The sequence below is a fragment of the Kocuria carniphila genome (genome assembly GCF_004136555.1).
Classification (GTDB): Bacteria; Actinomycetota; Actinomycetes; order Actinomycetales; family Micrococcaceae; genus Kocuria; species Kocuria carniphila.
Genome location: NZ_NOIT01000011.1, coordinates 19,341 through 41,711, shown reverse-complemented (window position 1 = coordinate 41,711; position 22,371 = coordinate 19,341). Strand labels below are relative to the sequence as shown.

Sequence of the window (22,371 nt, the reverse complement as noted above, 5' to 3'; positions counted from 1 at the left end):
GCCCGCCCCAACGCCCAAAGCAATGAACAGCAATGCGATCCAGCCCTGGAAGCTGAACAGGCTGGTCTCGACCATGCCGTTGCCCACGGTGCAACCGCCGGCCAACGCTGCGCCGACACCCATCAGGATGCCGCCGAAGATGGCGCGCACGGTGGTCTTAGCGTCGGCCACGCGGATGCGGAACTCGCCGGTGGCCTTGGCCGCGATGAAGGATCCGACCAGCAGACCCAGCACGAGCAGGGTGCCCCAGTTCATGAACTTGGCATCGCCGGTGGTGATGAAGTCCACGGTGTGAGCGGACGGGGTGGTGATGCCCAGGCCGCCGTTACGGCCAGCGGCTGCGGACAGCGGCCACGCGATGACGCCCAGCAGGCCGATCATCCACGCGGCGTTGTACACGTGCAGCGGGCGCTTCCAGGCCGGGCGGTTGTTGAGACGGGCCGGCTTGGGGCTGTTGGCTTCCTTGATCATGAAGCGGCGCACCATGATGCCGGTGAAGACGGCCAGGGCGATCGCGAAGATCCACGGGGAAATCCCGAGTGCTGCGGGAACGGTGGTGAGACCGGTGTCCCAGCTGGTCATCCAGGAGTTGAAACCATCCAGCATGCCGCCCTTCATAGCGGAGGCGGACAGCGCGTACATGGCCAGGGCCACCCACGAACCGACCAGGCCTTCACCCGAGCGGTACCAGGTGCCGGAGGCGCAACCACCGGCCAGGATGATGCCGATGCCGAACAGGAAGCCACCGATGATCACGGCCGCCGGGGCGAACGTGCTGTATTCGGGGGCGATCACGCCGAGGCTCGTGAGAGCGGCGAGACCAATAGCGTGGACGGAAATCACGATGAGCAGCGCCGCGAACGTGCGCCACGACTTCTGCAGGAAGATGTCCCGCAGCATGCCGGTGACACAGAAGCGACCGCGCTGCATCACGATGCCCAGCACGGCGCCGACAACCAGACCGGTAAGAATCATGTGGTGAACCTGATTTTCAGTAGATGAGGAAGTTGGGAACGCGGAGTCGCGCCCGAAGGATCGCCATCAAGTAAACAGGGGTGTTTCCGCCGGGTCGAGAGGGTTGTAACAAACCGTCACATTCAGGATTCTTCCACGGTCTGGGGGTAATGGGAGTCACGTGGGATTCTGGTCGCGGTGAGAGGCGGGGCTATGTAAGGGTGCGGCCCGTTGGGTTGGTGGGGCGGGCGGCGTCGTCGGTCTCGTTGGTTTCGGGATGGGGCGCCTCGCTGAGGCCCGGGACGTCGCTCGTGTCGACGTCGAAGTAGCGGGACAGGACGCGGGCGATGCCTTCGTCGTCGTGGGAGGTGGTCACCAGGTCGGCCGCTGCCTTGGCCTCGGGGATGCCGTTGCCCATGGCGACGCCGAGCCCCGCGGTGCGCAGCATTCCGATGTCGTTGCCGTTGTCGCCGAACGCCATGACGCGGGACAGCGGGATGCCTTCGGCCTCGCAGTAGTCGGTGATGGCGGAACCCTTGTGGATGCCGGCGGCGGTGGCTTCCAAGTACAAGGGCGAGGAGTAGGCCAGTTCTACCTGGTCACCGTATGTCCGGTTGAGCTCGTCCAGCAGCGGATCGGTGATGTCCCGCTCGCCCACGAGGAGCACCTTGGTCGGTTTGACGTCCAGCTCGGTCAGATCGTCGACGTGGCGGATGCTCAGTTTGTTGCTGGTGGCTTCATGCTGCGCGTGGGTGTCGGATGGGTCCTCGACCAGCAGCTCGTCGTCGTGCGGGATCATGACCAAGACGTCATGCCTCTTGGCCACGGCAATCAGCGCCCGAGCAATGTTCAGCGGCATGGGATGGCGGGCGATTTCGCGGTTCGTGGCCTGATCCACCACGATCGAGCCGTTCATTCCCGCGAGCACCAGATCCTGCCCGAGGTTCAGCTTGCTCGCGAGCCCCTTCAGCCCGGGAATCGGGCGGCCCGAGGCCAACATGATGCGCGTCCCGGCCGCGCGCATGGCCTCGAAAGCACGCCGCGTCCCCGGCTGCAGGTCCTTGGTACTGTCCAGCAGGGTGCCGTCCATGTCGAAGGCGACCAGTTGATACTCGGGGGGCATTCTTGGTTCTCCTGTTGCGGTCTACCGCAGTTGCTCACGCGGGACGGGTTGCGGAGCCAGCCCTTGCTGACTCCGCTCAACCCTAATGGCCCCGACTTTGCGCTCAGAACGTCAGGACCAGCCGACCCCGCACGCCGCCCTCCTGCAATCGCTGGTGAGCTTCCGTCGCCTGCTCGGCGGGCAACGTGTCGGCCACTTCCAGGGTGACGACGCCGCTCTCCACCAGTTCGCGCAGCGCGTCCAGCTTGTTGCCGTGATGGTATTCATCACCAACCCAGACAACGTGGAAGGTCAAGTCACTGTCCTCCGGCCCCTGCCAGAAACGCACCGTGGCGAAGCCTCCCCCGGAGCGAACGGCGGGCACTGCGAGCTCGTTCATCACCGCGGCATCGACCAAGCCGTCCACACCGTCCGGGTAGATTTCGCGGACCTTGTCGGGGAAATCATCGCCCCGCTCCACCACATGATCAGCGCCCAAGGCGACCACGCACTCACGGTCCTTTGGGGCGGCGTCGGCGATCACCGTGAGGCCCTGGAGCTTGGCCAGCTGAACGACGTACCCACCCAGGGTGCCCGCCGCGCCGGTCACGCCCAAGACCTGGCCGGGTTCGAGGTCCAGTTTCTCCAACGCTTGGAGGGCAGTAAGCCCGTTCATGGGCAACGTGCTGGCTTCTTCCAGCGAGCGGCCTTCGGGGATCCTAGCCAGAGAGTCCGCATCCGCGACCAGGTATTCGACGTATGCGCCTCCGTGGCCCCGCAACGGGATCGCGATGGCCATGACGTGATCACCCACGGACCACGGGGAAGTATCCAGCTCCGCCGTGGGCTCGCCGACCTCGTCAATCACACCCGCCGCATCCATCCCCGGGACGTGCGGAGCGGGCAGCTGGGCGGGAGCGCCGTTACCCTGCCGCGTCTCAGTGTCCGTGGGATTGACCGCTGCAGCCTTCACGGCGATCCGAACTTCCCCGGGCCCGGCATGAGGCTCCGGAACGTCGTGGATGTCGAGGACCTCGGGCCCTCCGAATTCTGTAAATCCAATGATTCGCATACTTACGTTAACGACTCAGGTCGACAGGAATTCCTGCGGGACGTTGTGTGCGCGGGAGGTCTAGGCTTGCCTCATGGGTATCCAACGGATGGACAACGTGGCCATCGTGGTCAAGGACCTGGACGGCGCCGTCGACTTCTTCACCGAGCTGGGCATGGAGCTGGAGGGGCGCACACTCATCGAGGGGCTCTTCGCAGATCAGACCGTTGGTATTGACGGGATTCGTAGCGAGATCGCCATGATGCGCACCCCTGACGGGCACGGGCGGGTGGAGCTGACCACCTACCACTCCCCCGCGCTGATCACGCCGGAACCACTCGCGCCGGCGTCCAACACCGTGGGGCTGCACCGCATCATGTTCGCGGTCGACGACATCGACGACACCATCGCTCGCCTGCGCACCCACGGCGTCGAGCTTCTGGGCGAGGTCGCCAACTACGAGAACGTCTACCGCCTCTGCTACCTCCGTGGTCCCGACGGCATCATCGTCGCACTGGCGGAGCAGATCGGCTGACGTGCACTGCGGGGCGTGAGACTGTCTCAGATCTCGCAACCGCCAACATTTCAGTCCGTAGAAGTGCAATTCACCGGCCCCACAGCGCAGTTTTAAGGACTGGAATGTTCACCGGCCACGCCTCATGCGTGACCGGTCGAGCAGCGTCGCCCGGTTGCCTTGCACACTGGCCGCGGCCCTCAGGTTTCCAGGCACTCCGGAGCCACTTCCGCCGTCCGAAAGTGGCTCCGGAGTGCCTCAAATCTCGCCGGTCGCCTGGGGATGTCTCAGATCTCGCCGGTGCAATGACTCCGCTGGGTTTAATATGACCCCTCAGAGGCTATGCATGACTGAACTACATTTCCGCGAATGGAAGACCCCCGCTGGATTCGCGACATCGGCTGTGATTCCGGAGAAGCTGAGCTGCGGGATCTATGAGCTCTCGTTCACCAACGAAGAGCTCTACGTTGGGCAGACGGTGAATTTCCCAGCAAGATTCTCGAGCCACCGCCGACGGTGGGATGACATTGAGGCGGTCAGATTCGCGGAAGCGATTCCCGACGAGCTGGATGAGAAGGAACGGGCTGCGATCCGGTCACGGGTCGAACAGAAGAGACAACTACGCAACAAGACTTTGTTGTCCCAGCCAGTAGGGCCCTCACCATTGGACCTCATCGTTGATCCCCAGGCACAAGCCGAATGGTTGCAGCATGATGCGCGTTCAGAACCGTCCGGGGTGGACCCTGAACGCATCACTCTGGCCCAGCGACGGATCAAGTCCAGGGTCAAGTTCGAGAAGCTCCGTCAACACTCGGAATTCACGAAGGTTCTCAATTCGGTGGCAACCTACGTGTCTCAAGTGATCGTTTGGCCTCAAGAAACCGAGGGAAGGCAGTGGAGCCTCACGGCCCTTCCTAGTACTGCTAAACACAAGACCAACCGGCGACTCATGACTTTGAGCATCCACAACGTGGAAGTCCTGGTCATGGGCGAACAGTACTGGGAAGACGAAAACATTTGGGAGCCATACACCTTCATCAATACGGCTGTGATGCCAGAAATCCCACAAGAGGTGGCTCAGGTAACCGCGGTCTCGACCTCTTACCGATCTGCCGGGCCAGTTCACCAAATCTTCGCTGCCGGCACCGACGTCACTCCCTTGATCCTCAACATTCCCGAGGTCTTGCACGCCGCCCGCCAGTTGGCCATGGGACAGCTCCGCAAAGGGTCATCGGTTCTGGCGCGCCACCACAATGACTCCTTCGCTGATGAAGTCTTCGCCGCAATGGACCTCTGACGATTGCCCGGAACAGTACTGCGATAGTTACATCTGGATGTAACTATCGCAGTACCCAAAGGCTCCCCGGCAAGGCAACCTGAGGTACACCTCAAAGTGGAGATTCCAGTCACTCCGGAGCCACTTCCGCCGCCCTAAGGCGGCTCGGGAGTGCCTCAAATCTTGCCGGTGGCCTGGGGATGTCTCAGATCTTCCGGGTGGATACCGTCTCCAACATCCCAGTCCGCAAAAGTGCATTTCAGAGGCCTCATGAGGCATTTTTCGGGACTGGAATGTTCAGCAAGGAAGGCTCACGCCAAATCCGTACCCGTTTCACGCACGCCCAGCGCCCACACCTCTTCAGCCCCCACGGCAGAACGCCCGCGGCGCGAAACCTCCTGAACCTCCGGCTTACCCCGCCACTTCATGAACCCGTCCGGACCGATATAGCTCAGCGGTGGGTGGTCTCCCACAGCAGCCTCGGCCAGGGCAAAGCGCCATCCTCTGCAGACTGTGAGAACGGCGAGGTGACCGCGACGATCGCCCGATCCAGCAGTTTGCTACCCGTGACGTTCTGAATCCCTGTCGCCGCCCAACCGGGATGAGCGAGCGTCACCGGCACGCGCGATCCGAGCCGTTCCTGTAGCGCCCGGGCCCACAGCATGTCGCACAGTTTGGACTGGGCATAGGCACTCATGGGGTTCCACCGGCGTGAGCGGAAATGCGGATCATCCAGGTCCACTCGCCCCACCTTGTACGAGTCCGACCCCGTGATCACGATTCGCTCACGCACCCGGTCAGCCACCAAGTTGGTCAGCGCGAAAGGTCCCAGGAAGTTGGTACCGAGCAGCAGCTCGAACCCATCAGCTGTCTCGCGTCGGCGGGGAGAAACAGCGCCGGCATTGTTCACGAGCACGTCAATGTCGGTCGTCAACGATTCCGCAAATCGGTGCACGGAAGCAAGGTCCGCAAGATCCATGTGCGGCGTCTCGACACTCCCCGCGCCTTTCCCAGCGGCCGCCACTAACGACGCCGCTTTCTCCCGATTCCGCGCCGGTGCCACTACCCTCCCACCAGCCGCAGCCACCGCGAGCGCTAGCTCCCTGCCGATCCCGCTGGTCGCGCCAGTGATGAGCCAGGTGCGACCCGATTGGTCAGGGAGATCGAGGGTGGTCAACGGTACTGGATCCATACCCCAACGGTAGGCGGCACGATCGGATTCTGGCCATTGAGCCGTGGCTCGACCGAGAGCGGTTCGCACCGTAATGATCGAACTGGGTCTAGGGATTCGGATAAAGCGTTCGGAAACCCAGACGAATGCTCTTCCTGTATGCCTCAGGAAGATTGAACGGGAGGTCTTCAACCTCGAACCACTGCAGAGTGATGTGTTCATCGCTCAGATCTAGGTGGTTAGTCGATGAAGCCTCTGCTGCGTAAACAACGAGGGCAACCTTCTTGGTCGGAACGGGTTCGAAGAGTGTTGCATGTGCAAGGTGCAGTTCCTCTATAACCAGTCCGGTTTCTTCGAGAGTCTCCCGGCGGACGGTTTCTTCCAGGGACTCATCATCGGCGGTTGGCCACCCGCCGACGAGTTCCCACTCATCGCGGGAGTTGAACGCGAGGAGTGTCTTGGTGCCGTCGAAGATCGCGACCTTCACACTGATGTGGACGAAATACCAACCGGTCTCGGCATCGATCATGCGTGCTCCTCCAATCGTTGGCGCAGTCGTTGGAGACCCTGTCCGATGAATTGAAGATATCCATCACGCTCCACATCCAGCAGCGCTGATTCTCCTTCTTCGAGATGTTTTCGAGCGTCGTCCAGCCGCCCCATCCGCAAGTAACCGTCCCCCACGTTCAAGTGCAGGCTCGGCGCGAATCCCTTGGCGTTGGGAACACCGATCGGGGCGAGATCGGTATCAGAAACATCATCGAATTCAGCAAGAGCGCGCTCATCCCACTCCACCTCTGTGGCGACATCGGATTGCAGGTCAGCCAGGTAATGAGCAATGACGCATCGTTGCGCGTGATCGGACGGCATGGTCTGAGACCAGCACCTCCGCAGCGTTTGTTCACCCAGCTCTTTGTCGCCGCTCAACGTCAGCTGAACAGCGTCCAGAACTGCACCCCATTCACTCATTGAGCCAGTATCCCCTTCACCCGCGCAACGGACCCGCAATCGGATCGACGTTGCGACCCTCACAGCCGAGCCGCTGCAAACTGGTTGACGGTAGAGCCTCAGAATTCGATTCCTGAGGTCGGTGCGTCGACCACGGTGCAGGCCGCTCGGCGAGGTGGGTCTTTACGTCGATCACGGTGCACGCGTGGCAGCGATGAAGGTTCTAACGTCGACCAGGGTGCATCGATCAGATCAGCTGTGGTCTTACGTCGATTCGTGTGCAGGCACCGCAGGGTCGAGGGTCCGAACGTCGATCAGGGTGCAGTGATGCGCACCGCGAAGGTCCTAGTGTTGATCAGATTGCGATGACTGGCCTGCACGGGCCTCGTATTTGCGATCGAACTTCTCCGTGACCACGTATAAAGCGGCCACTCCTAAACCCATGACCACCCGAGGATACGGAACGTGCAGTTTGCGCAGGCCGCGTTCGGCGGCTCCATCGAACCAGAACGAGAACCGGAACACGCCATAGGTACACGCAGCCACAGCCGCGGCAAGACCAATCCGCACCACCGGGTTACTGTCTACCTCCTGGAAGTCCGGCTTCGACCCATCGACCTTCCCGGTGCCAGCTTGTCCGGTGCCGACGCCCTCGACGCTGTCACTGGGGACACCCACTGTCTCGGCGTCAACGTCCTTGGGTGCAGCCTTCTCGGAACCGGTCTTACCCGTCGTCAGTTCCTGAAGTTTCGACGCGACACCCGGAACCGCCATGACCGTGAAGATTCCCGCCGTCGATCCCCAGGTCAAAGTGTGACGCAACCATGCCGGGTATTTCCGCGCTGGGATGAGGGTGAATGCCCCGCCGGCGATCGCCTGAATCCACACAGTGTTCATACTGGTCATCTTCGTCTCAGCCATACATCCACCCTAGAACCTGCCCGCGGCGCAGTCAGCCCTCCATTGGCACCGAGCGCACCACCTTGGCCGGGGAACCGACCACCACGGAATTGGCGGGGACGTCCCTGGTGACCACGGAGGCCGCGGCGACCACAGCGCCGTCGCCAATCGTGACGCCGGGCAGGACCGTGACGTTCGATCCCAGCCACACGCGCTTGCCGATCACAATGGGAGCGGGATGCATGTCTGCGCGGCGGGCGGGGTCCATGTCGTGGTTGAGGGTGGCGAGCAGAGCGTTGTGACCGATCAGTGAATCATCGCCGATGGCCACCCCGCCCTGGTCCTGGAACTTGCAACCGGAGTTGATGAAGATCCGCTCACCCAAGGTGATGTTCTTGCCGAAATCGCTGTAGAACGGCGGGAAGAGCGCCACCGATTCGTGCACCGGTTTGCCGATCAGCTGAGCCAGCAGCTCGAGCACGCGCGTGGGTTCGTGGTAACTGCCGTTGAGCTCGGCGGTCACGCGCAGCGCGTCCTGGCTGGCCCGGTGCATCACGGCGTGCAATGGCGAGCCGCCGGTAATAGTTTCGCCGGCGTTGAGTGCGTCGAGCAGATCGTCGAGTTCCATGATTCGTCTCCTGAACGTCAGGGCTTGAGCAGCACCTTGATGGCCTTACGTTCGTCCATGGCCTGGTACCCCTCGGCGGCACGGTCGAGCGGAAGTTCGAGGTCAAAGACCTTGCCCGGTTCGATCTTGCGATCCCAGATCAGCTGGATCAACTCGGGCAGGAACCGCCGCACCGGCGCGGGCCCGCCGTGCAGGTGCACCAGCCCGAAGAACAGTTCCAGGCCGTTGAGCAAGACGTCGTGCGAGACGCCCACGTAGCCCACATGCCCGCCGGGCCGGGTCGACTGGACAGCCTGCATCATGGATTCCTGGGTGCCCACAGCCTCGATCACGCTGTCCGCGCCCAGCCCGTCGGTGAGCTCCTTGATTTTCTCGACGCCGGCCTCGCCACGCTCCTCCACGATGTCCGTGGCCCCGAATTCCTTGGCGAGCTTCTGGCGGGATTCGTGACGGCTCATCGCGATGATTTTCTCCGCTCCCAGTTGCTTGGCGGCCAGCACTGCCATGAGGCCGACGGCGCCGTCCCCGACTACCGCAACAGACTTGCCCGGTCCCACCTCGGCTGCCACAGCTCCGAACCATCCGGTTCCCAGCACGTCAGAGGCGGCGAGCAACGAGGGGATCAGATCGTCGTCGGGCTGGCCCGGGGTGGCGACCAGAGTGCCGTCGGCGTAGGGAATGCGCGCGTACTCGGCCTGGGTCCCAATCTGGCCATCGACGAAAATGCCGTTGACACAGCGGGACTGGTACCCGTTGGTGCAGATGGGGCACGTGTTGTCCGAGATGACGAACGAGCCGACCACGAAATCTCCGGGCTTCACGGTCTTGACGTCGTCACCGATCTGCTCGACCACTCCCACGTATTCGTGACCCATGAGCTGGTTCTCGGCGGGGTCTGCGCCGCGGTAGGGCCACAAGTCGGAACCGCATACGCACGCGGCGACGATCTTGATGACCGCGTCCGTGGGTTCCTGGATGGTGGGATCTTCGCGTTCTTCCACCCGGACGTCGCCCGGTCCGTGCAGTACTACTCCGCGCATGGTGCTCTCCTCAAAATCTTGGTCAGTGGTTTGATAGTCACAGTTGAAGTTCACTTCAAGTCAAGGACCCGGCAAAAGTTTTTGGAGACGCCATGACCTACACCATCGGAGAGACCGCAGAACTACTGGGTGTTCCGGCCTCGACCATGCGCTACTACGACAAGGAGGGGTTGCTCCCGGAGCTGTCCCGCGGCGCCGGCGGACGACGAGCGTTCGAAGACAAGGACCTCGAGGCCCTCAAAGTCATCGACTGCCTGAAGCAATCCGGGCTTCACATCAGCGAGATTCGCCAATTCATGCAGTGGTACCAGCAAGGTGATGAGACGCTCAAGCAGCGCCAGGAGCTGTTCCAGAACTGCCGGACCTCGGTACTCGAACAAATGGAACAGCTCCAACGCACCCTGGAGATCGTCGAGTACAAGTGCTGGTACTACGAAGCGGCCACAAGCCTCGGCTCCGAGCAAGCCGTCATTGACCTCCCGGAGGACCAGATTCCCGCGCGCATCCGGGGTTATAGGGACCGGCTCGAGGTCTGAGTGAAGAGCCCTGCCCAGCCCCGGTCGCGGCCCCGCTCAGTCCCAGTCCCGGTCTCAGTCGCGGCGCCGGACCGACAGGTCCAAGGAGAAACGCGGCAAGACGCAGAAACCCGGAAACGCGGAGCTATTGCGCCTGGTCACATTTCCCGACCTGGGTTTATCGAACGGCATCCGTGTGTTTTCATGGAATGTCATCGATTTGTGAAGGTCCCCCATGACGATTTCCCGCCGAACCCTCGCGAAAGGCACGGTCTGGGCCGCACCGGTAGTCATGGTCTCCGCTGCCGCCCCGGCCATTGCCGCCTCGCCTCAATGCCAGCGCTTCGTGAGTGGACAGCCCCTGCCCGCAGCTGCGTTCGAGGTTACCTACATCAACATCACCAACGAAACCCTGGGTGATCTGGTCTCCAACAAGCGGGTGTATCTGGACTTCGGTTTCAAGATCAGCGCGGATGCCGCAGCATGCGGAGTCACCTCGGGGTCGATCAACTCTGGCAACGGAGGTGGTACGTCACGGTTCAGGCTGTCCAACGGCAACACATACGACGTCACCAACGGAACGGCCGTTGCGGCCAACGGAACCGTGGGGCGCACTGACGGAACCTGCCAAGGCGGACTGAACGGGACTCAAGCGTGCGGCACCACGTTCGCCTCGCCCTATAACGTTCTGGACTCCAAAAGCACCAGTTCCTCCCGGGTCACGGCCGTTTCCCTGTACCGGACAGTAACCGTGCAGGGCTACGGCACCAGCGTCATCTACCTCAACGCCACCGCGTTCCCCTCCAGCGGGAGCACCCGTCGAGGCTCGGGATTCAGCGTCACCTCGGCGCCACTTTTCTGACGACGACGCCGCTCTCCCCCTTCACCTCGCGCCTCACCTCAGCGAGCGCGGAACCACCCAACGGCCGACTGCTGTCTGAGTCACGGACCGCCTCACGAACCAGACGTCCGCGCTCCCTCGAACACCCGCAGCAGATCCGCGGCAACACTCACCGCAATGGCCGCAGGCTCCTTACCGGGGATCCCCGGCACGCCGATGGGACACGAGATCTGGTCGATGGCGGCGTCGTCGTGACCTTCGTCGCGCAACCGCTTGCGGAAACGCGACCATTTGGCGGACGACCCGATCAGCCCCACCGTGCCCAGGTCGCCGCGGCGCAGGGCGGCATCGCACAGAATGAAATCCTCTGAATGGTCGTGACTCATGATCAGCACGTGCGCCCCGGCAGGCAGCTCGGCGAGCGTGGATTCCGGCACAGGGCTGTGCCGGAGGCGGACCTGAGCGGTGCCGTTGGTGACGTCGGCGAACCGGGCAGGGTCCAACTGATCGGCCCGGCTGTCCACCAAGTGCAGTTGAAGCGGGGACCGGGACAGCACCCGCGCCAACTCGTAACCCACGTGCCCCACGCCGAAGATCGCGACCGACGGCCGCGCCTGCTGCGGTTCGAGCAGCACGGTGACCACGCCGCCACAGCACTGTCGGCCGTGCTCCACGGTGGCGTGCTCGTTGAGCGAAAACGTCATGGTTTCGGGCTCCGAGGCGCCCGAGCTCAGCAGCTCACGGGCACGCTCGATCACGGTCGCCTCCAGATTGCCGCCGCCCACGGTGTCCCAAGTCTGCGACTCACCCACGACCATCTTGGCCCCGGGTGCCCTGGGGGCGTGCCCGCGCACCTCGGTCATGGTGACGAGCACACCCGCGGCGCCCTCTTCGCGCAGGTGTTGCAGGGCGTCCAACCAGTCCATGTCAGTAGTCCACGTCAGATGCGCAGCCGTCAGCGCGCGGTTGCGGCGGTGGCGTCCGGTGAGTCCTCGGCGGCACTCGTCGAGCGAGCTTCCGCTGAAGTCGCCTCGGTCGACGCCGCTTCGCCAGCAGACACGCCCGTCGCCGACGACGCCGCTCGGTCCCGTCGAGAAGCCGGCGGCTGGGAAGCGCCGTCGTCTGACCGACCCCGGCCCGAAGCGAGCGGCCGCTTCGCGCCGTCGTCCGCGAGCGCCCGCCGTGCGTCCTGAACTGCCCAGAACACGGCCTCGGGAGTGGCCGGGCTGGCGAGCTCGACACTGTGCCCCTCCGGCCCGAACGCCGCCGCGGCCTGCCGCAACGCCTCGCGCACGCTGAACGCCAACATCAGCGGGGGCTCCCCCACGGCCTTGGAGCCATAGACAACGCCGCTCTCGGTCGCCTTCTCGAACAGGTGCACGTTGAACTCTTCGGGCATCTCCGAGAAACTCGGCAGCTTGTACGTGCTCGCGGCCTGGGTGGTGAGGCGACCTCGGGAGGGGCCGTCGGAATCGTCCCAGCGCAGTTCCTCGAGCGTGAGCCAGCCGGCGCCCTGCACGAATCCACCCTCGATCTGCCCGATGTCGATCAGCGGGGACAGGCTGTCGCCCACGTCGTGCACGATGTCCGTCCGCAGCATCCGATACGCACCGGTGAACCCGTCCACCTCCACCTCAGACACGGACGCCCCGTACGAGAAGTACTTGAACGGCTCGCCCTGCATCCGGTCCGCGTCCCAGTGCAGCCCCTCGGTGCGGTAGTAGCCGGCGGCCCACAGGGAGATCCGCTGGAAATAGGCATCGTGCACGAGTTCAGCGAAGGGCATGTCCCGGTCGTGAAAACCGATGCCGGTAACCTTGCCGTCGACGAACCGCACGTCGTCGGGATGGATGTTGAACTTGCGCGCGGCGACCTCGGCCAGCCGATCGCGTATCTGCTCGCATGCGTTCTTGACCGCCCCACCGTTGAGGTCCGCGCCGGAACTGGCCGCCGTCGCGGAGGTGTTGGGCACCTTGTCCGTGCGCGTGGGCGCCAGTCGAACCGTTTCCAGCGGCACGCCCAGTGCGGTGGCCGCGACCTGTCGCATCTTGGTGTGCAGCCCCTGGCCCATCTCCGTGCCGCCGTGGTTGATGAGCACGGAGCCGTCCTTGTAGACGTGCACGAGCGCGCCGGCCTGGTTGAACGCGGTGAGGTTGAACGAGATGCCGAACTTCACCGGGGTCACCGCGAGCGCGCGGCGAGTATCGGTGTGGGTTGCGTTGAATTCTTCGATGTCACGACGCCGCTCGCGCACGTCCGCGCGCTGGTGCACCTGGTTCCAAATCTCGGCCAAGCGCTCGGCGTGCCGCACCGGCTGACCGTAGGGCGTGCTCTGCCCCGAGACGTAGAGGTTGCGGGCGCGTAGTTCGGTGGGATCCAGGCCGAGCAGCGGTGCGCAGCGGCCCAGGATGTCCTCGGTCACCAACATGCCCTGCGGCCCGCCGAACCCACGGAAGGCGGTCTGCGAGGTCTTGTTCGTCTTCACGATCCGCCCGTTGACCTCCACGTGAGGGATCCAATAGGCGTTGTCGATATGGCACAGTGTCCGCTGCATCACCGGCTCCGAGAGGTCAAGGCTCCAGCCGCCGTCGCTGGTGACGGTGGCGCGCAGTGCTTGGAGGCGGCCGTCGTCGTCGAAGGCCACGTCCCATTCCGCGAGGTACGGGTGGCGCTTGCCGGAAAGGGTGATGTCCTGATTGCGGGTCAGCCGCAGCCGAACGGGCCGTCCGGTCAGCGTCGCCCCCAGCGCGGCAATCGCGGCGAAACCGTGCGGCTGCATTTCCTTACCGCCGAAGCCCCCGCCCATGCGCAGGCACTGCACCGTAACGTCATGGTTGTCCAGTCCCAACACGTGGGCGACGATTTCCTGGGTCTCGGTGGGGTGCTGCGTGCTGCACTGAACGAACACCTGCCCACCCTCGTCCACGTACGCCAACGACGCGTGGGTCTCCAGGTAGAAGTGTTCCTGCCCGCCGAACTCGAACTCCCCACTGAAACGGTGGGTTCCGTTGGCCAGGCCGATTTCGACGTCGCCGCGGCTCACCGTGGGTTGGCGGCCCTGGAAACTGTCTGCGGCAATGGCTTCCCTGACGGTGATCAAGGACGGCAAGGGTTCGTACTGGACCTCAATGGCTTCCGCGCCGAGGCGCGCTGCTTCCAGACTTTCGCCAAGCACCCAGCACACCGCGTGGCCGTAGAACATGACCTCGCTGGGGAAGAGGGGTTCGTCGTGCTTGATGCCGGCGTCGTTGACGCCCGGCACGTCCTCAGCCGTCAACACCCGGACCACCCCGGGCACCTCAAGGGCGGGGGCGACGTCCAGGGACGTCACGCGGGCGTGGGCGTGCGGGGCCTGCAACGGCCAGGCATGGAGCACGTTCTGGTGGCGGACGATGAGGTCGTCGGTGTAGAGCGCGGTGCCCGTGGCGTGATCGGCTGCGTGTTCGTGAGCGACCGAAACGCCGACCACCGGGTTCTCGGGGCGTTCTGCGAGGGATTTCATCGGGAGACCTCCTGAGCCTGGGCGGGCTGTTCCTGCGCCCAGAACTTGAGCAGGGATTGTTCGAGCATGGCCGAGCGGTAGCGGGAGCTGGCCCGCATGTCATCGATCGGGGTGCCCTGCTGGGCCATCACGGCCGCGGCATTGACCGCAGTTTCGCGGGTCCACGGCTGTCCGATCAGGGTTTCTTCGACCTCACGTGCACGGATCGGGGTGGCGGCCACGCCACCCAGGCCGATGCGCGCGGAGGTGATGCTGGCGGCGTCGTCGATCTGGATCGCGATGGCCACGGCGACGCTCGAGATGTCGTCGAAGCGGCGCTTGGCGATTTTGTAGAACGCGGCGTGGTTGGCGAGCGGCAGCGGGATGCGCAGGGCGCGGATGATTTCGTCCGGACGGCGCACACTTTCGCGGTAGCCGGTGTAGTACTCGGCGAGCGGGACCTCACGTTCCTTGCCCTTGGAGGCGAGCACCACGGAGGTGTCGAGCGCGAGGAGCACCGGGGCGGAGTCGCCGATGGGCGAGCCCGTGCCCAGGTTCCCGCCGAACGTGGCCGCGTTGCGGATCAGGCGGGACGCGAATTGCGGGAAGAGTTGATCGAGCAGGGGCACCCGGCCAGCCAGGCCTCGTTCGACCTCCGACAGGCTCAGCGCGGCGCCGATTTCGATGTGGTCGTCGCTGACGTTGAGGGTGCGCAGCTCGTCGAGGCGGTCCACGGCCAGCACGAGCGGCGGGCGGACGTGGCGGATGTTGACCTCCACGCCGAGGTCGGTGGCGCCTGCGACCAATCGGACGTCAGGGGCCTCGTCCAGGTGGTTGAAGAGTTCGTCGAGCGTGGCGGGGCGCACGAAGCGCGTGGTCGCCGTATCGATCCGGGTGTAGCTCGGTTTCGGGGCGGGCTGCTCTTGACGACGCCGCAGCAGGTCCGTTTCCTCGGGCTCACCCAGGGCGTAGGCGGCGTCGCGGATGGGGCGGTAGCCGGTGCAGCGGCAGAGGTTGCCGCTCAGGGAGTGCAGGTCAAAGCCGTTGGGTCCGCATTCGTGAGCGGCGGAGTGTTCTTCGCCCTGGACCTCCGTGCCGGATTTTTCGCCGTGGGTGTCATCGGACGGCGTGCGTTCGGGGCGGTAGTACTCCGCGGCCATCGCGCACACGAAGCCGGGGGTGCAGTAGCCGCACTGGGAGCCGCCGCGGGTGGCCATTTCGCGCTGCACCGGATGGAGTTGGCCGGGGCCGCGAGGTCCGGGTGCAGTGCCGAGGCCTTCGGCGGTGACCACTTCCTGCCCGTCGAAGGCGACGGCGGGTGGCAGACACGCGTTGACGGAGGTCCAGCGGGTGCGATCATCGCCGTCCGGCCGTGCGACCAGCACTGCACAGGCGCCGCACTCGCCTTCCGCGCAGCCTTCCTTGGCACCGGTCAGACCCTGGTCGCGCAGGAAATCGAGCAAGCGGGTGTGGGGATTGACGCCGGCGAAGCCGCGTTCGTGGCCGTTGATGGTTAAACGGATCTCGCTCATGGCGCTGAACTCCTCGTGACAAGCCACTGACTGCGACGTGGAGTGGATCCGTCCTCAGCTGTACCGGGAGCTCTCTGGCGCCGAATCAGTGCGATTCTTGGTTGCTCGCCCGGTAGATAGTCCGAATCCGGACCCGCCGTAGGCTGCCTCAAATGTAAGGCAGGTCACTTGGTGGGTGCAAGGCACGAAGTGGAGACGTGCTTCGTCTGAACAGAGTTCAACAACCTCGTGTAGTCATCCCAGCTACGACCAACACGGCAGTTCCATCAAACCAGTTCCCTCCAGCGGAGCCAGCCCATCATCTAGAGCACGCAATCTTTCGTACAGCTCTCGCATGGAGTTGCGGTCTGGCAAGTCCTCGCCGCCAGCGGCTTTCTTCAAAACGTGGCCCGTGCTGATCAACGCGATGCTGCCAATATCTGCTTGCCTCTCACGCAGGCGCCGCAGGCGTGCCGCTTCTCGCGCAGCCACCCGCCGGCCTCCACCGTCATCGATGAGCACGATGACGCGATCCCCACGCTCGGCAGCAACGACGGCGTGAGCGACCACCATGGTTTCGCCCAGATCTTTGCTCGAACGCATGCGGCTTTCGATGGGAACACCAGCGATACGATTCACTGCCGTGGCGAGCTCAGGAGTGACATCGTCGGAGAGAACTTCTAGTAACCGTGGTGGAACCTTGCCCAGCACACGTTCAGCGGGTTTAAACCGTTGGTCCTGACGAGCTTTACGCACGATTTCGTGTTCAACGATCTCTGGAACTGCAAGTGGCCCAAGTGTCGCAAAGAGCAAGCGCTCTTTGTTCAGGGAGAAGAAGTTGAGTCCCGGACCAGCATCCATGATCGGCCGCTGGCTCATGGCGATCTGCCTTCGTCCTCCAGCCCGCTCAGATCCACATCAATATCCGGAAGTTCATCGGGTTCGAACTCCCTGTCGTCCGGAACCCTCGGGACTATTCCGATCCCCTCAAGTTCATGCACAATCCGCTCAGCCGGGACTCCTCGCAGCGTGGCGATCGTTTGCGCGCTAACGACACCCTCGGCGTAGCCCGCGATCGCTCGCGACACGAGACCCTGAGGTGCACGGAGCCGATTCGAGTCGACCTGAAGCGCCTCATATTGATCGCTCCACCCGAACCTCGTTGCCAGCTGCGGCGTGGGGGTCCGACCCCATTCTGAGGCCAGGCCTGAAGGCACATAACCGGCCTCCCTCATGGCAATCGCGGCAATGGCTGGTGACACCAGGAACCTCTGCACAACGTCCGAAAGGGTCTGCCTAGAGACATCATGTGCGCTTCCGAGAAACTCCTTGACCCCTTCCTGCGGCACCAGCAGATGCCGTGCAAAAGCATCAGCCCGGATTTCCTCCGGTGAGCGTTTGCCCAATTCATCCGACCAGTCCTGAAAGATCAGGTGGGCCAGCTCGTGTGCCAGTGAGCTTCGCTGACGCATTGGCTTATGGCTGCGTGCCACTCCAATGAACACCTTGTTGCGCTCCGGATCTCGCATGATCAGACCGTGCTCATCCGGGTCTGCGTCGAGAATCGCAACGTCATGCCCGGTCGTTTGCTCGATCAATGCCACTAGATCGCCAAGTGGTTGCACCCCAAGTCGGTGCTCCCGGCGGAACTCATCCGCCGCCCGTTGAGCTTGCTGTTCGAGTGAAGGAGTCATTACGCCGCAGGAATCGCGTAATCGTCAAGGTATGCGTCCAGCTCCATGAAATGCAGCAACCGTTGGCGCATGGAATCCATGTTCGATCCATTCGTCGCACGAGCCGCACACTGCACGCGCCCAGCAACGCCGCTGCCAGCCAGCTGCGCGACAGTGCATCCAGTGGCATCAGCAATCATGATCACTTCAGTCATCTTCACTGCGCGTTCACCGCTCAGAATACGGTTCAGCGTGGCCTGGGAGAGGCCTACCCTGTCGGCCAAAGCGCGCTGGGACAGACCGGCAGCTTCACGGGCGCTCTCAATCGCCGCTACCATTTCGTTCACTGCATCCACCCCCTGAATCACTTTTCTGAATTTGATTCAGCTTACCACTCATACCTGCGTTTGAGCGGACGAATTCGGGGCAACCCCGGCAACGAGCAGGTAGCTCCACCCATGACTCAGGAGAAGAACACGCCATGACCACCGAGCAGAACCGTCCCGCATCGGATCAACCCGCCGAGAAAACAAGCGTTTCGACGGCGGTCGCTGACGTGATTGCCGAGCGTTCCGACCATCTGTTCGGCCTCATGGGTAACGGCAATGCCCACGTGATCAGTCATCTCACCTATCAGGGGTTCCCGTTCACCTCCGCTCGTCACGAGGTGGCCGCCGTGACCATGGCCGACGCGTATCACCGTGCGACCGGTCGGATCGGAGCCGCCACCGTGACCTACGGCGCCGGGTTCACCAACACCTACACGGGCTTGGCGGAGGCGCGCCTGGCCCGCGTTCCGCTGGTACTCGTGGTGGGTGACGCGCCCACCACCGGAAGGCGACCGTTCGATATCGACCAGGCCGGAGCGGCGTCGGCGGTGGGTGTGACCACGCTGGTGGCCGGCCCGGACAATGCCGCGGCCATCACCCACCGGGCCTTCGATCTGGCGCAGCAGACCGTGCAGCCGGTGATCGTGGCGATCCCCTACGACCACGCCACCGCCCCGCTCACCGCGCAGACCGAGCTGGAGCCGCTGCCGAACAAGCCGTCCTGGGTCGCACCGGGCGAGGAACTCGATCGTATTGCATCTATTCTTCGTGGCGCGGAGCGGCCACTGATCCTGGCCGGCCGCGGGGTGCTCCTCGGAGACGCCGCCGGTGCGCTCCAGGAGCTCGGCGATCGTCTCGGGGCGCTGTTCATGACCTCCGTGATGGCCACCAACGCGTTGGACTCGCCCTGGAACCTGGGCATCGCCGGGGGCTTCACGCGCGAGCACCGCCTGGATCTGGCGCAACAGGCCGACGTCGTTCTGGTCGCCGGTGCGAGTCTCAACACCTTCCAGTCGCGGTACGGAACGCTCTTCTCGCCGGACGCACGCGTGATCCGCATCGACAACGAACCCGAGGCCATCATGGCCCACCCGCAGGTCACCGACTACGTGCGCGCGGATCTGGGGCCCGCCACCGCCGGCCTGTTGGCCCGCATCTCGGCCGCCGACGCCGCGGCCACCTGGCGCGCCGCCGTCCCCGAAGTCGCCGGGGAAGAATTCCGCTCCGCCGAACCAGTGGAGGACCCCACCGAGTTCGGCCCAGACGGACGGCTCAACCCCCGCGCGGTGGTCTCAGCCCTCGAGGAAATCCTGCCCGCCGAGCGCTCCGTGGTCATGGACGGTGGACACTTCATCGGCTGGGCACCCATGTACTTGTCCGTCCCGGACCCTCAGGCGATGGTGCTGGTGGGCACCGCGTTCCAGTCGATCAGGCTGGGCTTCGGCTCCGCGGCCGGAGTCTCGGTGGCTCGCCCTGAACGCACCACGGTGTTCGTCACGGGCGACGGCGGCGGGCTCATGGGCCTGGCGGATCTGGAAACGTTCGTGCGCGCCACCCGCCGCGGCGTGGTGGTGGTCCTCAACGACTCCGCTTACGGTGCCGAACTGCACCAGTACGCGTCCAAGGGCCTGGATCCCACGGCCATGCTCATCGACGAGGTGGACTTCTCCGCGATGGGCAAGGCCATGGGCGCGGACGGCGCCAAGGTCCGCAGCCTGGCGGAACTGTCCGTGCTCACCGACTGGCTGGCCACGCATGAGGAAGGCGTTTTCGTCCTGGATGTGGCCATCTCGCAGAAGGTCGTGGCCGAGTTCATGTCCGCGTCATTGAATGCGGGGAAGCGGCTCTGAGGCCATCTTCTTCCGCTTGGAGTACTGCAGCGCCCAGCACAACCCCACGTGGACGAGCGTGATGATCAGGCCGTACGCAATCAGTTCGCCGACGAGTTCGCCGGACGCGGTCAGGTATGCGATCACGCACAGCAGGATGATCAGGAGGTCGATCACGCCGTAGGCAAGGGCAATTCGCTTCGCTTTCTTGCTGTACGTGGGCGGTTCGCCTGGTGGGTTCTGGGTGGTGGCGGGGCGCCGCTCGGTTTGGGCTTGCGGGGACGTTGTTGTTCTCTGCGCGCGCCGTCCCCGCAGCGCGCTCCGCAGGTACACCCACGCCCAGGTCACCACGGACCACAGGGTGGTGGCGAGCACGAAGTAGAAGAAGATCACGATCCACGCTTCGACCATGTCCGTGATCCTCTCTGATCGTGGACGACTTCTTCAGTGACGATCCGCTGAAGGACTCGTGCGAGTTGAACCTCAGGCTACGCCCGAATTCGGTCAGGTGAGGTCCAGCTGATCGACCGCCGTTTTCACGCGTGCGCGCTGCTCCTCATCCAGGCCCTGGATCGGCAGGGGCAGACACTTCTCCGGTGCCAAGCCTAGGTACTCGGCAATTGCGGCCACCACGCGCAGACTGCCGAACTCCGCGTTGAGCTCCCACAGCGGGGCGAGGCGGGCGGATTCTTTGGTGGCTTCGTTCGCGTCGCCATTCTGGGCGAGCCGAGTCAGCTTCACGGCCAGCTCCGGCAAGGTCCCGCCGATCACCGAATACCAGACATCGCACCCGGCTTTCAGGCCGCCGACGGCGCTCTGGTCACCCGAGATGCCAATGGTCACGTTCTCGGGGATGATGCTTCGGATCTCCTGAACCTTCTTGTGTGCCTCCGCGCTGTTGGCAGGCAGCGCGGGGATTTTGATGGACGCGATCCCCGGCAGCTGAGCGATACGGGCATAGAGGTCCGTGGTGAACGTGAAGTGCGTGGTCCCCGGATTGTCGTAGACGATGACCGGCAGATCCGTGTGCTCGGTGACGGCGCGGAACAGCTCGAACACGTCATCGGCGGTGAGGGCCTGGTAGCTCATGGGTGCGAGAAGGAGAGCAGAGGCGCCGGCTTGGGCCGCGTCGTCGGCGTGGCCTAGAACCTGGGAAGTGCGCAGCGCGCCGATACCCGCGAACACCGGGACGTCACCCGCGTGCTCAACTGCTAGCTGGGTGACCCGTTGGCGCTCTTCGCGAGTGAGGTACGCGTAGGAGCCAGTGGAGCCGAGGGCGGTGATCGAGTCGACGCCAGCGGCAGCAAGGCGTTGAACCAAGCCAATGAAGGCCTTCTCGTCGACCTGATCGTCGTGAAGCGGTGTGAGCGGGAAGGCGCTGAGTCCGGTGAACATGTGGGGTCCTTTCGTTGCGGTCAAATACGCGCAGTGTTGTCCACTTGGCTGCTCTGACACTAACCCTCAGAACCAGGGTTGGGGTCCCGCTTTTCCCGGTGGTCGAATCTCCGGTCCATATTTCCGGGGTCCTCTGCAAGACCGCGTTGGAGTTCATGGCACCCCCTTCCTCCGATGGCGTCGTCGCCATGTGGGCAGCCAAACACACGACGCGCCTTTGCAGAAGATCCCCCGTGCCGGCACTGCCCATCGCGGGCGCACCGGAGGACATTCGCACCGGAGTACGCTGATGCCCACCTTGCATGCCGCTAGCAGTAGGAGCACCATGAGCAACTCATCAGCAACGGTCGCCATCACCGGAGCAACGGGGGCCATCGGCGGACTGGTAGCCCGTCGACTTGCCGAACAGGGCGTGGCACAGCGGTTGATCGTGCGCGATCTCAACAGGGCACCGGAACTTCCGTTGGCCGAGGCACGCGTCGCGGAATATGGCAACGGTGCGGCAGCCCGGGAAGCGCTGGAGGGCATCGACACCTTGTTCATGGTCTCCGGTAAAGAGAGCGCCACGCGTCGGGAAGAACATCGGATCTTCATCGAGGCCGCCGCCGCTGCAGGGGTCAAGCACATCGTCTACACCTCGTTCTTCGCCGCGGCCTACGACGCCGTGTTCACTCACGCGCGCGACCACGCAGAGGCAGAGGACCTCATTAAATCGTCTGGGATGCAGTGGACCCTGCTGCGAGACAACTTCTACATGGACGTGATGCTTCACTTTGTCGGGGAGGACGGCGTGCTGCGCGGACCGGCCGGCGACGGCCGCTGCTCTTTGGTCGCCCGGGACGACGTCGCCGCTGTCGCCACCCGGATTCTCGAAGCCCCCGAGGGCCACGCAGACAAGACCTACGATCTGACCGGTCCCGGGGCGCTGACCCTGTCCGAAGTGGCCACCGCGATCAGCGCCGCACAGGGTCGCACCGTGACTTTCCACAACGAAACCGTGGAAGAGGCTTACGAATCCCGCCGCGCCTGGCCTGCTGAACAGTGGGAGTACGACGCGTGGGTCTCTACTTACACTGCCATCGCCTCGGGGGACCTTTCCGAGGTCAGTGGCGACGTGCAACGGGTTCTGGGCCGGACACCCATGACGTTCGAGCAGTTCCTGCAGACGAAGTGAGCCCGGTAGCCTCTGAGTTTGTGAGCCCTTGAGCTCGTG

General features: G+C 63.9%; 22 protein-coding genes and 1 pseudogene. 6 read left to right on the top strand and 17 right to left on the bottom strand.

Annotated elements, in window-relative coordinates; all coding sequences use genetic code 11:
• Positions 1-21: 21 nt before the first annotated feature.
• The 3 genes and pseudogenes from EWV37_RS15690 to EWV37_RS09270 all read right to left on the bottom strand — a co-directional run.
• Positions 22-930, bottom strand: a pseudogene (locus EWV37_RS15690) (YeeE/YedE family protein); the annotation flags it as partial.
• A gap of 235 nt (positions 931-1,165) precedes the next feature.
• Positions 1,166-2,077: a Cof-type HAD-IIB family hydrolase gene (locus tag EWV37_RS09275; protein WP_165189357.1), complete on the bottom strand. Its 912-nt coding sequence runs from the start codon at positions 2,075-2,077 to the stop codon at positions 1,166-1,168.
• A gap of 103 nt (positions 2,078-2,180) precedes the next feature.
• Positions 2,181-3,128, bottom strand: a complete 948-nt coding sequence (locus EWV37_RS09270; RefSeq protein WP_129701240.1) for a quinone oxidoreductase family protein — start codon at positions 3,126-3,128, stop codon at positions 2,181-2,183.
• A gap of 73 nt (positions 3,129-3,201) precedes the next feature.
• On the opposite strand from EWV37_RS09270, the gene EWV37_RS09265 reads away from it, so the two are divergent.
• Positions 3,202-3,642, top strand: coding sequence for a VOC family protein (locus EWV37_RS09265; RefSeq protein ID WP_129701238.1), 441 nt, complete (start codon positions 3,202-3,204; stop codon positions 3,640-3,642).
• A 325-nt stretch (positions 3,643-3,967) separates the two neighbouring features.
• Entirely contained in the window at positions 3,968-4,918 is a 951-nt protein-coding gene (locus tag EWV37_RS09260; protein WP_129701236.1) for a GIY-YIG nuclease family protein, read from the top strand.
• Positions 4,919-5,348: 430 nt separating this feature from the next.
• Here the strand turns inward: EWV37_RS09260 and EWV37_RS09255 are convergent, their stop codons facing one another.
• The 6 genes from EWV37_RS09255 to EWV37_RS09230 form a co-directional block, all read right to left on the bottom strand.
• Positions 5,349-6,089: an SDR family NAD(P)-dependent oxidoreductase gene (locus tag EWV37_RS09255; protein WP_165189354.1), complete on the bottom strand. Its 741-nt coding sequence runs from the start codon at positions 6,087-6,089 to the stop codon at positions 5,349-5,351.
• 88 nt (positions 6,090-6,177) lie between these two features.
• Complete coding sequence (locus tag EWV37_RS09250; RefSeq protein WP_129701232.1) at positions 6,178-6,597, bottom strand: NUDIX domain-containing protein; 420 nt, start codon at positions 6,595-6,597, stop codon at positions 6,178-6,180.
• The gene (locus tag EWV37_RS09245) at positions 6,594-7,037 is read right to left on the bottom strand and encodes a hypothetical protein (RefSeq protein ID WP_129701230.1); all 444 of its coding nucleotides are present in this window, start codon (positions 7,035-7,037) and stop codon (positions 6,594-6,596) included. The genes EWV37_RS09250 and EWV37_RS09245 overlap by 4 nt, the downstream gene beginning before the upstream one ends.
• A 324-nt stretch (positions 7,038-7,361) precedes the next feature.
• Complete coding sequence (locus EWV37_RS09240) at positions 7,362-7,937, bottom strand: hypothetical protein (protein ID WP_129701228.1); 576 nt, start codon at positions 7,935-7,937, stop codon at positions 7,362-7,364.
• A gap of 31 nt (positions 7,938-7,968) precedes the next feature.
• On the bottom strand, positions 7,969-8,544 hold the full coding sequence (locus EWV37_RS09235) for a DapH/DapD/GlmU-related protein (protein ID WP_129701226.1): 576 nt from the start codon (positions 8,542-8,544) through the stop codon (positions 7,969-7,971).
• A gap of 17 nt (positions 8,545-8,561) precedes the next feature.
• Complete coding sequence (locus tag EWV37_RS09230) at positions 8,562-9,584, bottom strand: zinc-dependent alcohol dehydrogenase family protein (protein ID WP_031272401.1); 1,023 nt, start codon at positions 9,582-9,584, stop codon at positions 8,562-8,564.
• Between the two features lie 92 nt (positions 9,585-9,676).
• On the opposite strand from EWV37_RS09230, the gene EWV37_RS09225 reads away from it, so the two are divergent.
• Both EWV37_RS09225 and EWV37_RS09220 read left to right on the top strand, forming a co-directional pair.
• On the top strand, positions 9,677-10,120 hold the full coding sequence (locus EWV37_RS09225; protein WP_095797106.1) for a MerR family transcriptional regulator: 444 nt from the start codon (positions 9,677-9,679) through the stop codon (positions 10,118-10,120).
• A gap of 214 nt (positions 10,121-10,334) precedes the next feature.
• The gene (locus EWV37_RS09220; protein ID WP_129701224.1) at positions 10,335-10,961 is read left to right on the top strand and encodes a hypothetical protein; all 627 of its coding nucleotides are present in this window, start codon (positions 10,335-10,337) and stop codon (positions 10,959-10,961) included.
• A gap of 92 nt (positions 10,962-11,053) precedes the next feature.
• Here the strand turns inward: EWV37_RS09220 and xdhC are convergent, their stop codons facing one another.
• From xdhC to EWV37_RS09190, 6 genes are all read right to left on the bottom strand, one after another.
• The gene (xdhC, locus tag EWV37_RS09215) at positions 11,054-11,866 is read right to left on the bottom strand and encodes a xanthine dehydrogenase accessory protein XdhC (protein ID WP_129701222.1); all 813 of its coding nucleotides are present in this window, start codon (positions 11,864-11,866) and stop codon (positions 11,054-11,056) included.
• Between the two features lie 29 nt (positions 11,867-11,895).
• The gene (gene xdhB / locus EWV37_RS09210) at positions 11,896-14,442 is read right to left on the bottom strand and encodes a xanthine dehydrogenase molybdopterin binding subunit (RefSeq protein ID WP_129701220.1); all 2,547 of its coding nucleotides are present in this window, start codon (positions 14,440-14,442) and stop codon (positions 11,896-11,898) included.
• Positions 14,439-15,953, bottom strand: coding sequence for a xanthine dehydrogenase small subunit (locus EWV37_RS09205; protein WP_095797111.1), 1,515 nt, complete (start codon positions 15,951-15,953; stop codon positions 14,439-14,441). Before EWV37_RS09205 ends, xdhB begins: the two co-directional genes overlap by 4 nt.
• Before the next feature lie 243 nt (positions 15,954-16,196).
• Positions 16,197-16,811, bottom strand: a complete 615-nt coding sequence (locus tag EWV37_RS09200) for a PIN domain-containing protein (protein ID WP_095797112.1) — start codon at positions 16,809-16,811, stop codon at positions 16,197-16,199.
• Positions 16,808-17,626, bottom strand: coding sequence for an ImmA/IrrE family metallo-endopeptidase (locus tag EWV37_RS09195; protein ID WP_129701218.1), 819 nt, complete (start codon positions 17,624-17,626; stop codon positions 16,808-16,810). Before EWV37_RS09195 ends, EWV37_RS09200 begins: the two co-directional genes overlap by 4 nt.
• Complete coding sequence (locus EWV37_RS09190; RefSeq protein ID WP_238663189.1) at positions 17,626-17,973, bottom strand: helix-turn-helix domain-containing protein; 348 nt, start codon at positions 17,971-17,973, stop codon at positions 17,626-17,628. The genes EWV37_RS09195 and EWV37_RS09190 overlap by 1 nt, the downstream gene beginning before the upstream one ends.
• 113 nt (positions 17,974-18,086) lie before the next feature.
• Between EWV37_RS09190 and EWV37_RS09185 the strand changes: the two genes are divergently transcribed.
• Entirely contained in the window at positions 18,087-19,784 is a 1,698-nt protein-coding gene (locus EWV37_RS09185) for a thiamine pyrophosphate-binding protein (RefSeq protein ID WP_129701216.1), read from the top strand.
• On the opposite strand, the gene EWV37_RS09180 is transcribed toward EWV37_RS09185, so the two are convergent.
• A complete protein-coding gene (locus EWV37_RS09180) occupies positions 19,758-20,174 on the bottom strand; it encodes a hypothetical protein (RefSeq protein WP_016995724.1) in 417 nt (138 codons plus the stop codon). The two genes, EWV37_RS09185 and EWV37_RS09180, sit on opposite strands and share 27 nt — an antisense overlap.
• A 93-nt stretch (positions 20,175-20,267) precedes the next feature.
• Positions 20,268-21,158 carry a dihydrodipicolinate synthase family protein gene (locus tag EWV37_RS09175; protein WP_129701214.1) on the bottom strand — a complete coding sequence of 297 codons (891 nt, stop codon included), beginning with the start codon at positions 21,156-21,158 and terminating at the stop codon, positions 20,268-20,270.
• 325 nt (positions 21,159-21,483) lie between these two features.
• Here EWV37_RS09175 and EWV37_RS09170 point away from each other — a divergent pair, with 325 nt between their 5' ends.
• On the top strand, positions 21,484-22,332 hold the full coding sequence (locus EWV37_RS09170; protein ID WP_129701212.1) for an SDR family oxidoreductase: 849 nt from the start codon (positions 21,484-21,486) through the stop codon (positions 22,330-22,332).
• The last annotated feature ends 39 nt before the right edge of the window (positions 22,333-22,371 follow it).

Bases quoted from the DNA above. Each gene is read 5' to 3' on its own strand.
- EWV37_RS09275 (WP_165189357.1), bottom strand. From the start codon at position 2,077: ATGCCCCCCGAGTATCAACTGGTCGCCTTCGACATGGACGGCACCCTG.
- EWV37_RS09270 (WP_129701240.1), bottom strand. From the start codon at position 3,128: ATGCGAATCATTGGATTTACAGAATTCGGAGGGCCCGAGGTCCTCGAC.
- EWV37_RS09265 (WP_129701238.1), top strand. From the start codon at position 3,202: ATGGGTATCCAACGGATGGACAACGTGGCCATCGTGGTCAAGGACCTG.
- EWV37_RS09260 (WP_129701236.1), top strand. From the start codon at position 3,968: ATGACTGAACTACATTTCCGCGAATGGAAGACCCCCGCTGGATTCGCG.
- EWV37_RS09255 (WP_165189354.1), bottom strand. From the start codon at position 6,089: ATGGATCCAGTACCGTTGACCACCCTCGATCTCCCTGACCAATCGGGT.
- EWV37_RS09250 (WP_129701232.1), bottom strand. From the start codon at position 6,597: ATGATCGATGCCGAGACCGGTTGGTATTTCGTCCACATCAGTGTGAAG.
- EWV37_RS09245 (WP_129701230.1), bottom strand. From the start codon at position 7,037: ATGAGTGAATGGGGTGCAGTTCTGGACGCTGTTCAGCTGACGTTGAGC.
- EWV37_RS09240 (WP_129701228.1), bottom strand. From the start codon at position 7,937: ATGGCTGAGACGAAGATGACCAGTATGAACACTGTGTGGATTCAGGCG.
- EWV37_RS09235 (WP_129701226.1), bottom strand. From the start codon at position 8,544: ATGGAACTCGACGATCTGCTCGACGCACTCAACGCCGGCGAAACTATT.
- EWV37_RS09230 (WP_031272401.1), bottom strand. From the start codon at position 9,584: ATGCGCGGAGTAGTACTGCACGGACCGGGCGACGTCCGGGTGGAAGAA.
- EWV37_RS09225 (WP_095797106.1), top strand. From the start codon at position 9,677: ATGACCTACACCATCGGAGAGACCGCAGAACTACTGGGTGTTCCGGCC.
- EWV37_RS09220 (WP_129701224.1), top strand. From the start codon at position 10,335: ATGACGATTTCCCGCCGAACCCTCGCGAAAGGCACGGTCTGGGCCGCA.
- xdhC (WP_129701222.1), bottom strand. From the start codon at position 11,866: ATGGACTGGTTGGACGCCCTGCAACACCTGCGCGAAGAGGGCGCCGCG.
- xdhB (WP_129701220.1), bottom strand. From the start codon at position 14,442: ATGAAATCCCTCGCAGAACGCCCCGAGAACCCGGTGGTCGGCGTTTCG.
- EWV37_RS09205 (WP_095797111.1), bottom strand. From the start codon at position 15,953: ATGAGCGAGATCCGTTTAACCATCAACGGCCACGAACGCGGCTTCGCC.
- EWV37_RS09200 (WP_095797112.1), bottom strand. From the start codon at position 16,811: ATGAGCCAGCGGCCGATCATGGATGCTGGTCCGGGACTCAACTTCTTC.
- EWV37_RS09195 (WP_129701218.1), bottom strand. From the start codon at position 17,626: ATGACTCCTTCACTCGAACAGCAAGCTCAACGGGCGGCGGATGAGTTC.
- EWV37_RS09185 (WP_129701216.1), top strand. From the start codon at position 18,087: ATGACCACCGAGCAGAACCGTCCCGCATCGGATCAACCCGCCGAGAAA.
- EWV37_RS09180 (WP_016995724.1), bottom strand. From the start codon at position 20,174: ATGGTCGAAGCGTGGATCGTGATCTTCTTCTACTTCGTGCTCGCCACC.
- EWV37_RS09175 (WP_129701214.1), bottom strand. From the start codon at position 21,158: ATGTTCACCGGACTCAGCGCCTTCCCGCTCACACCGCTTCACGACGAT.
- EWV37_RS09170 (WP_129701212.1), top strand. From the start codon at position 21,484: ATGAGCAACTCATCAGCAACGGTCGCCATCACCGGAGCAACGGGGGCC.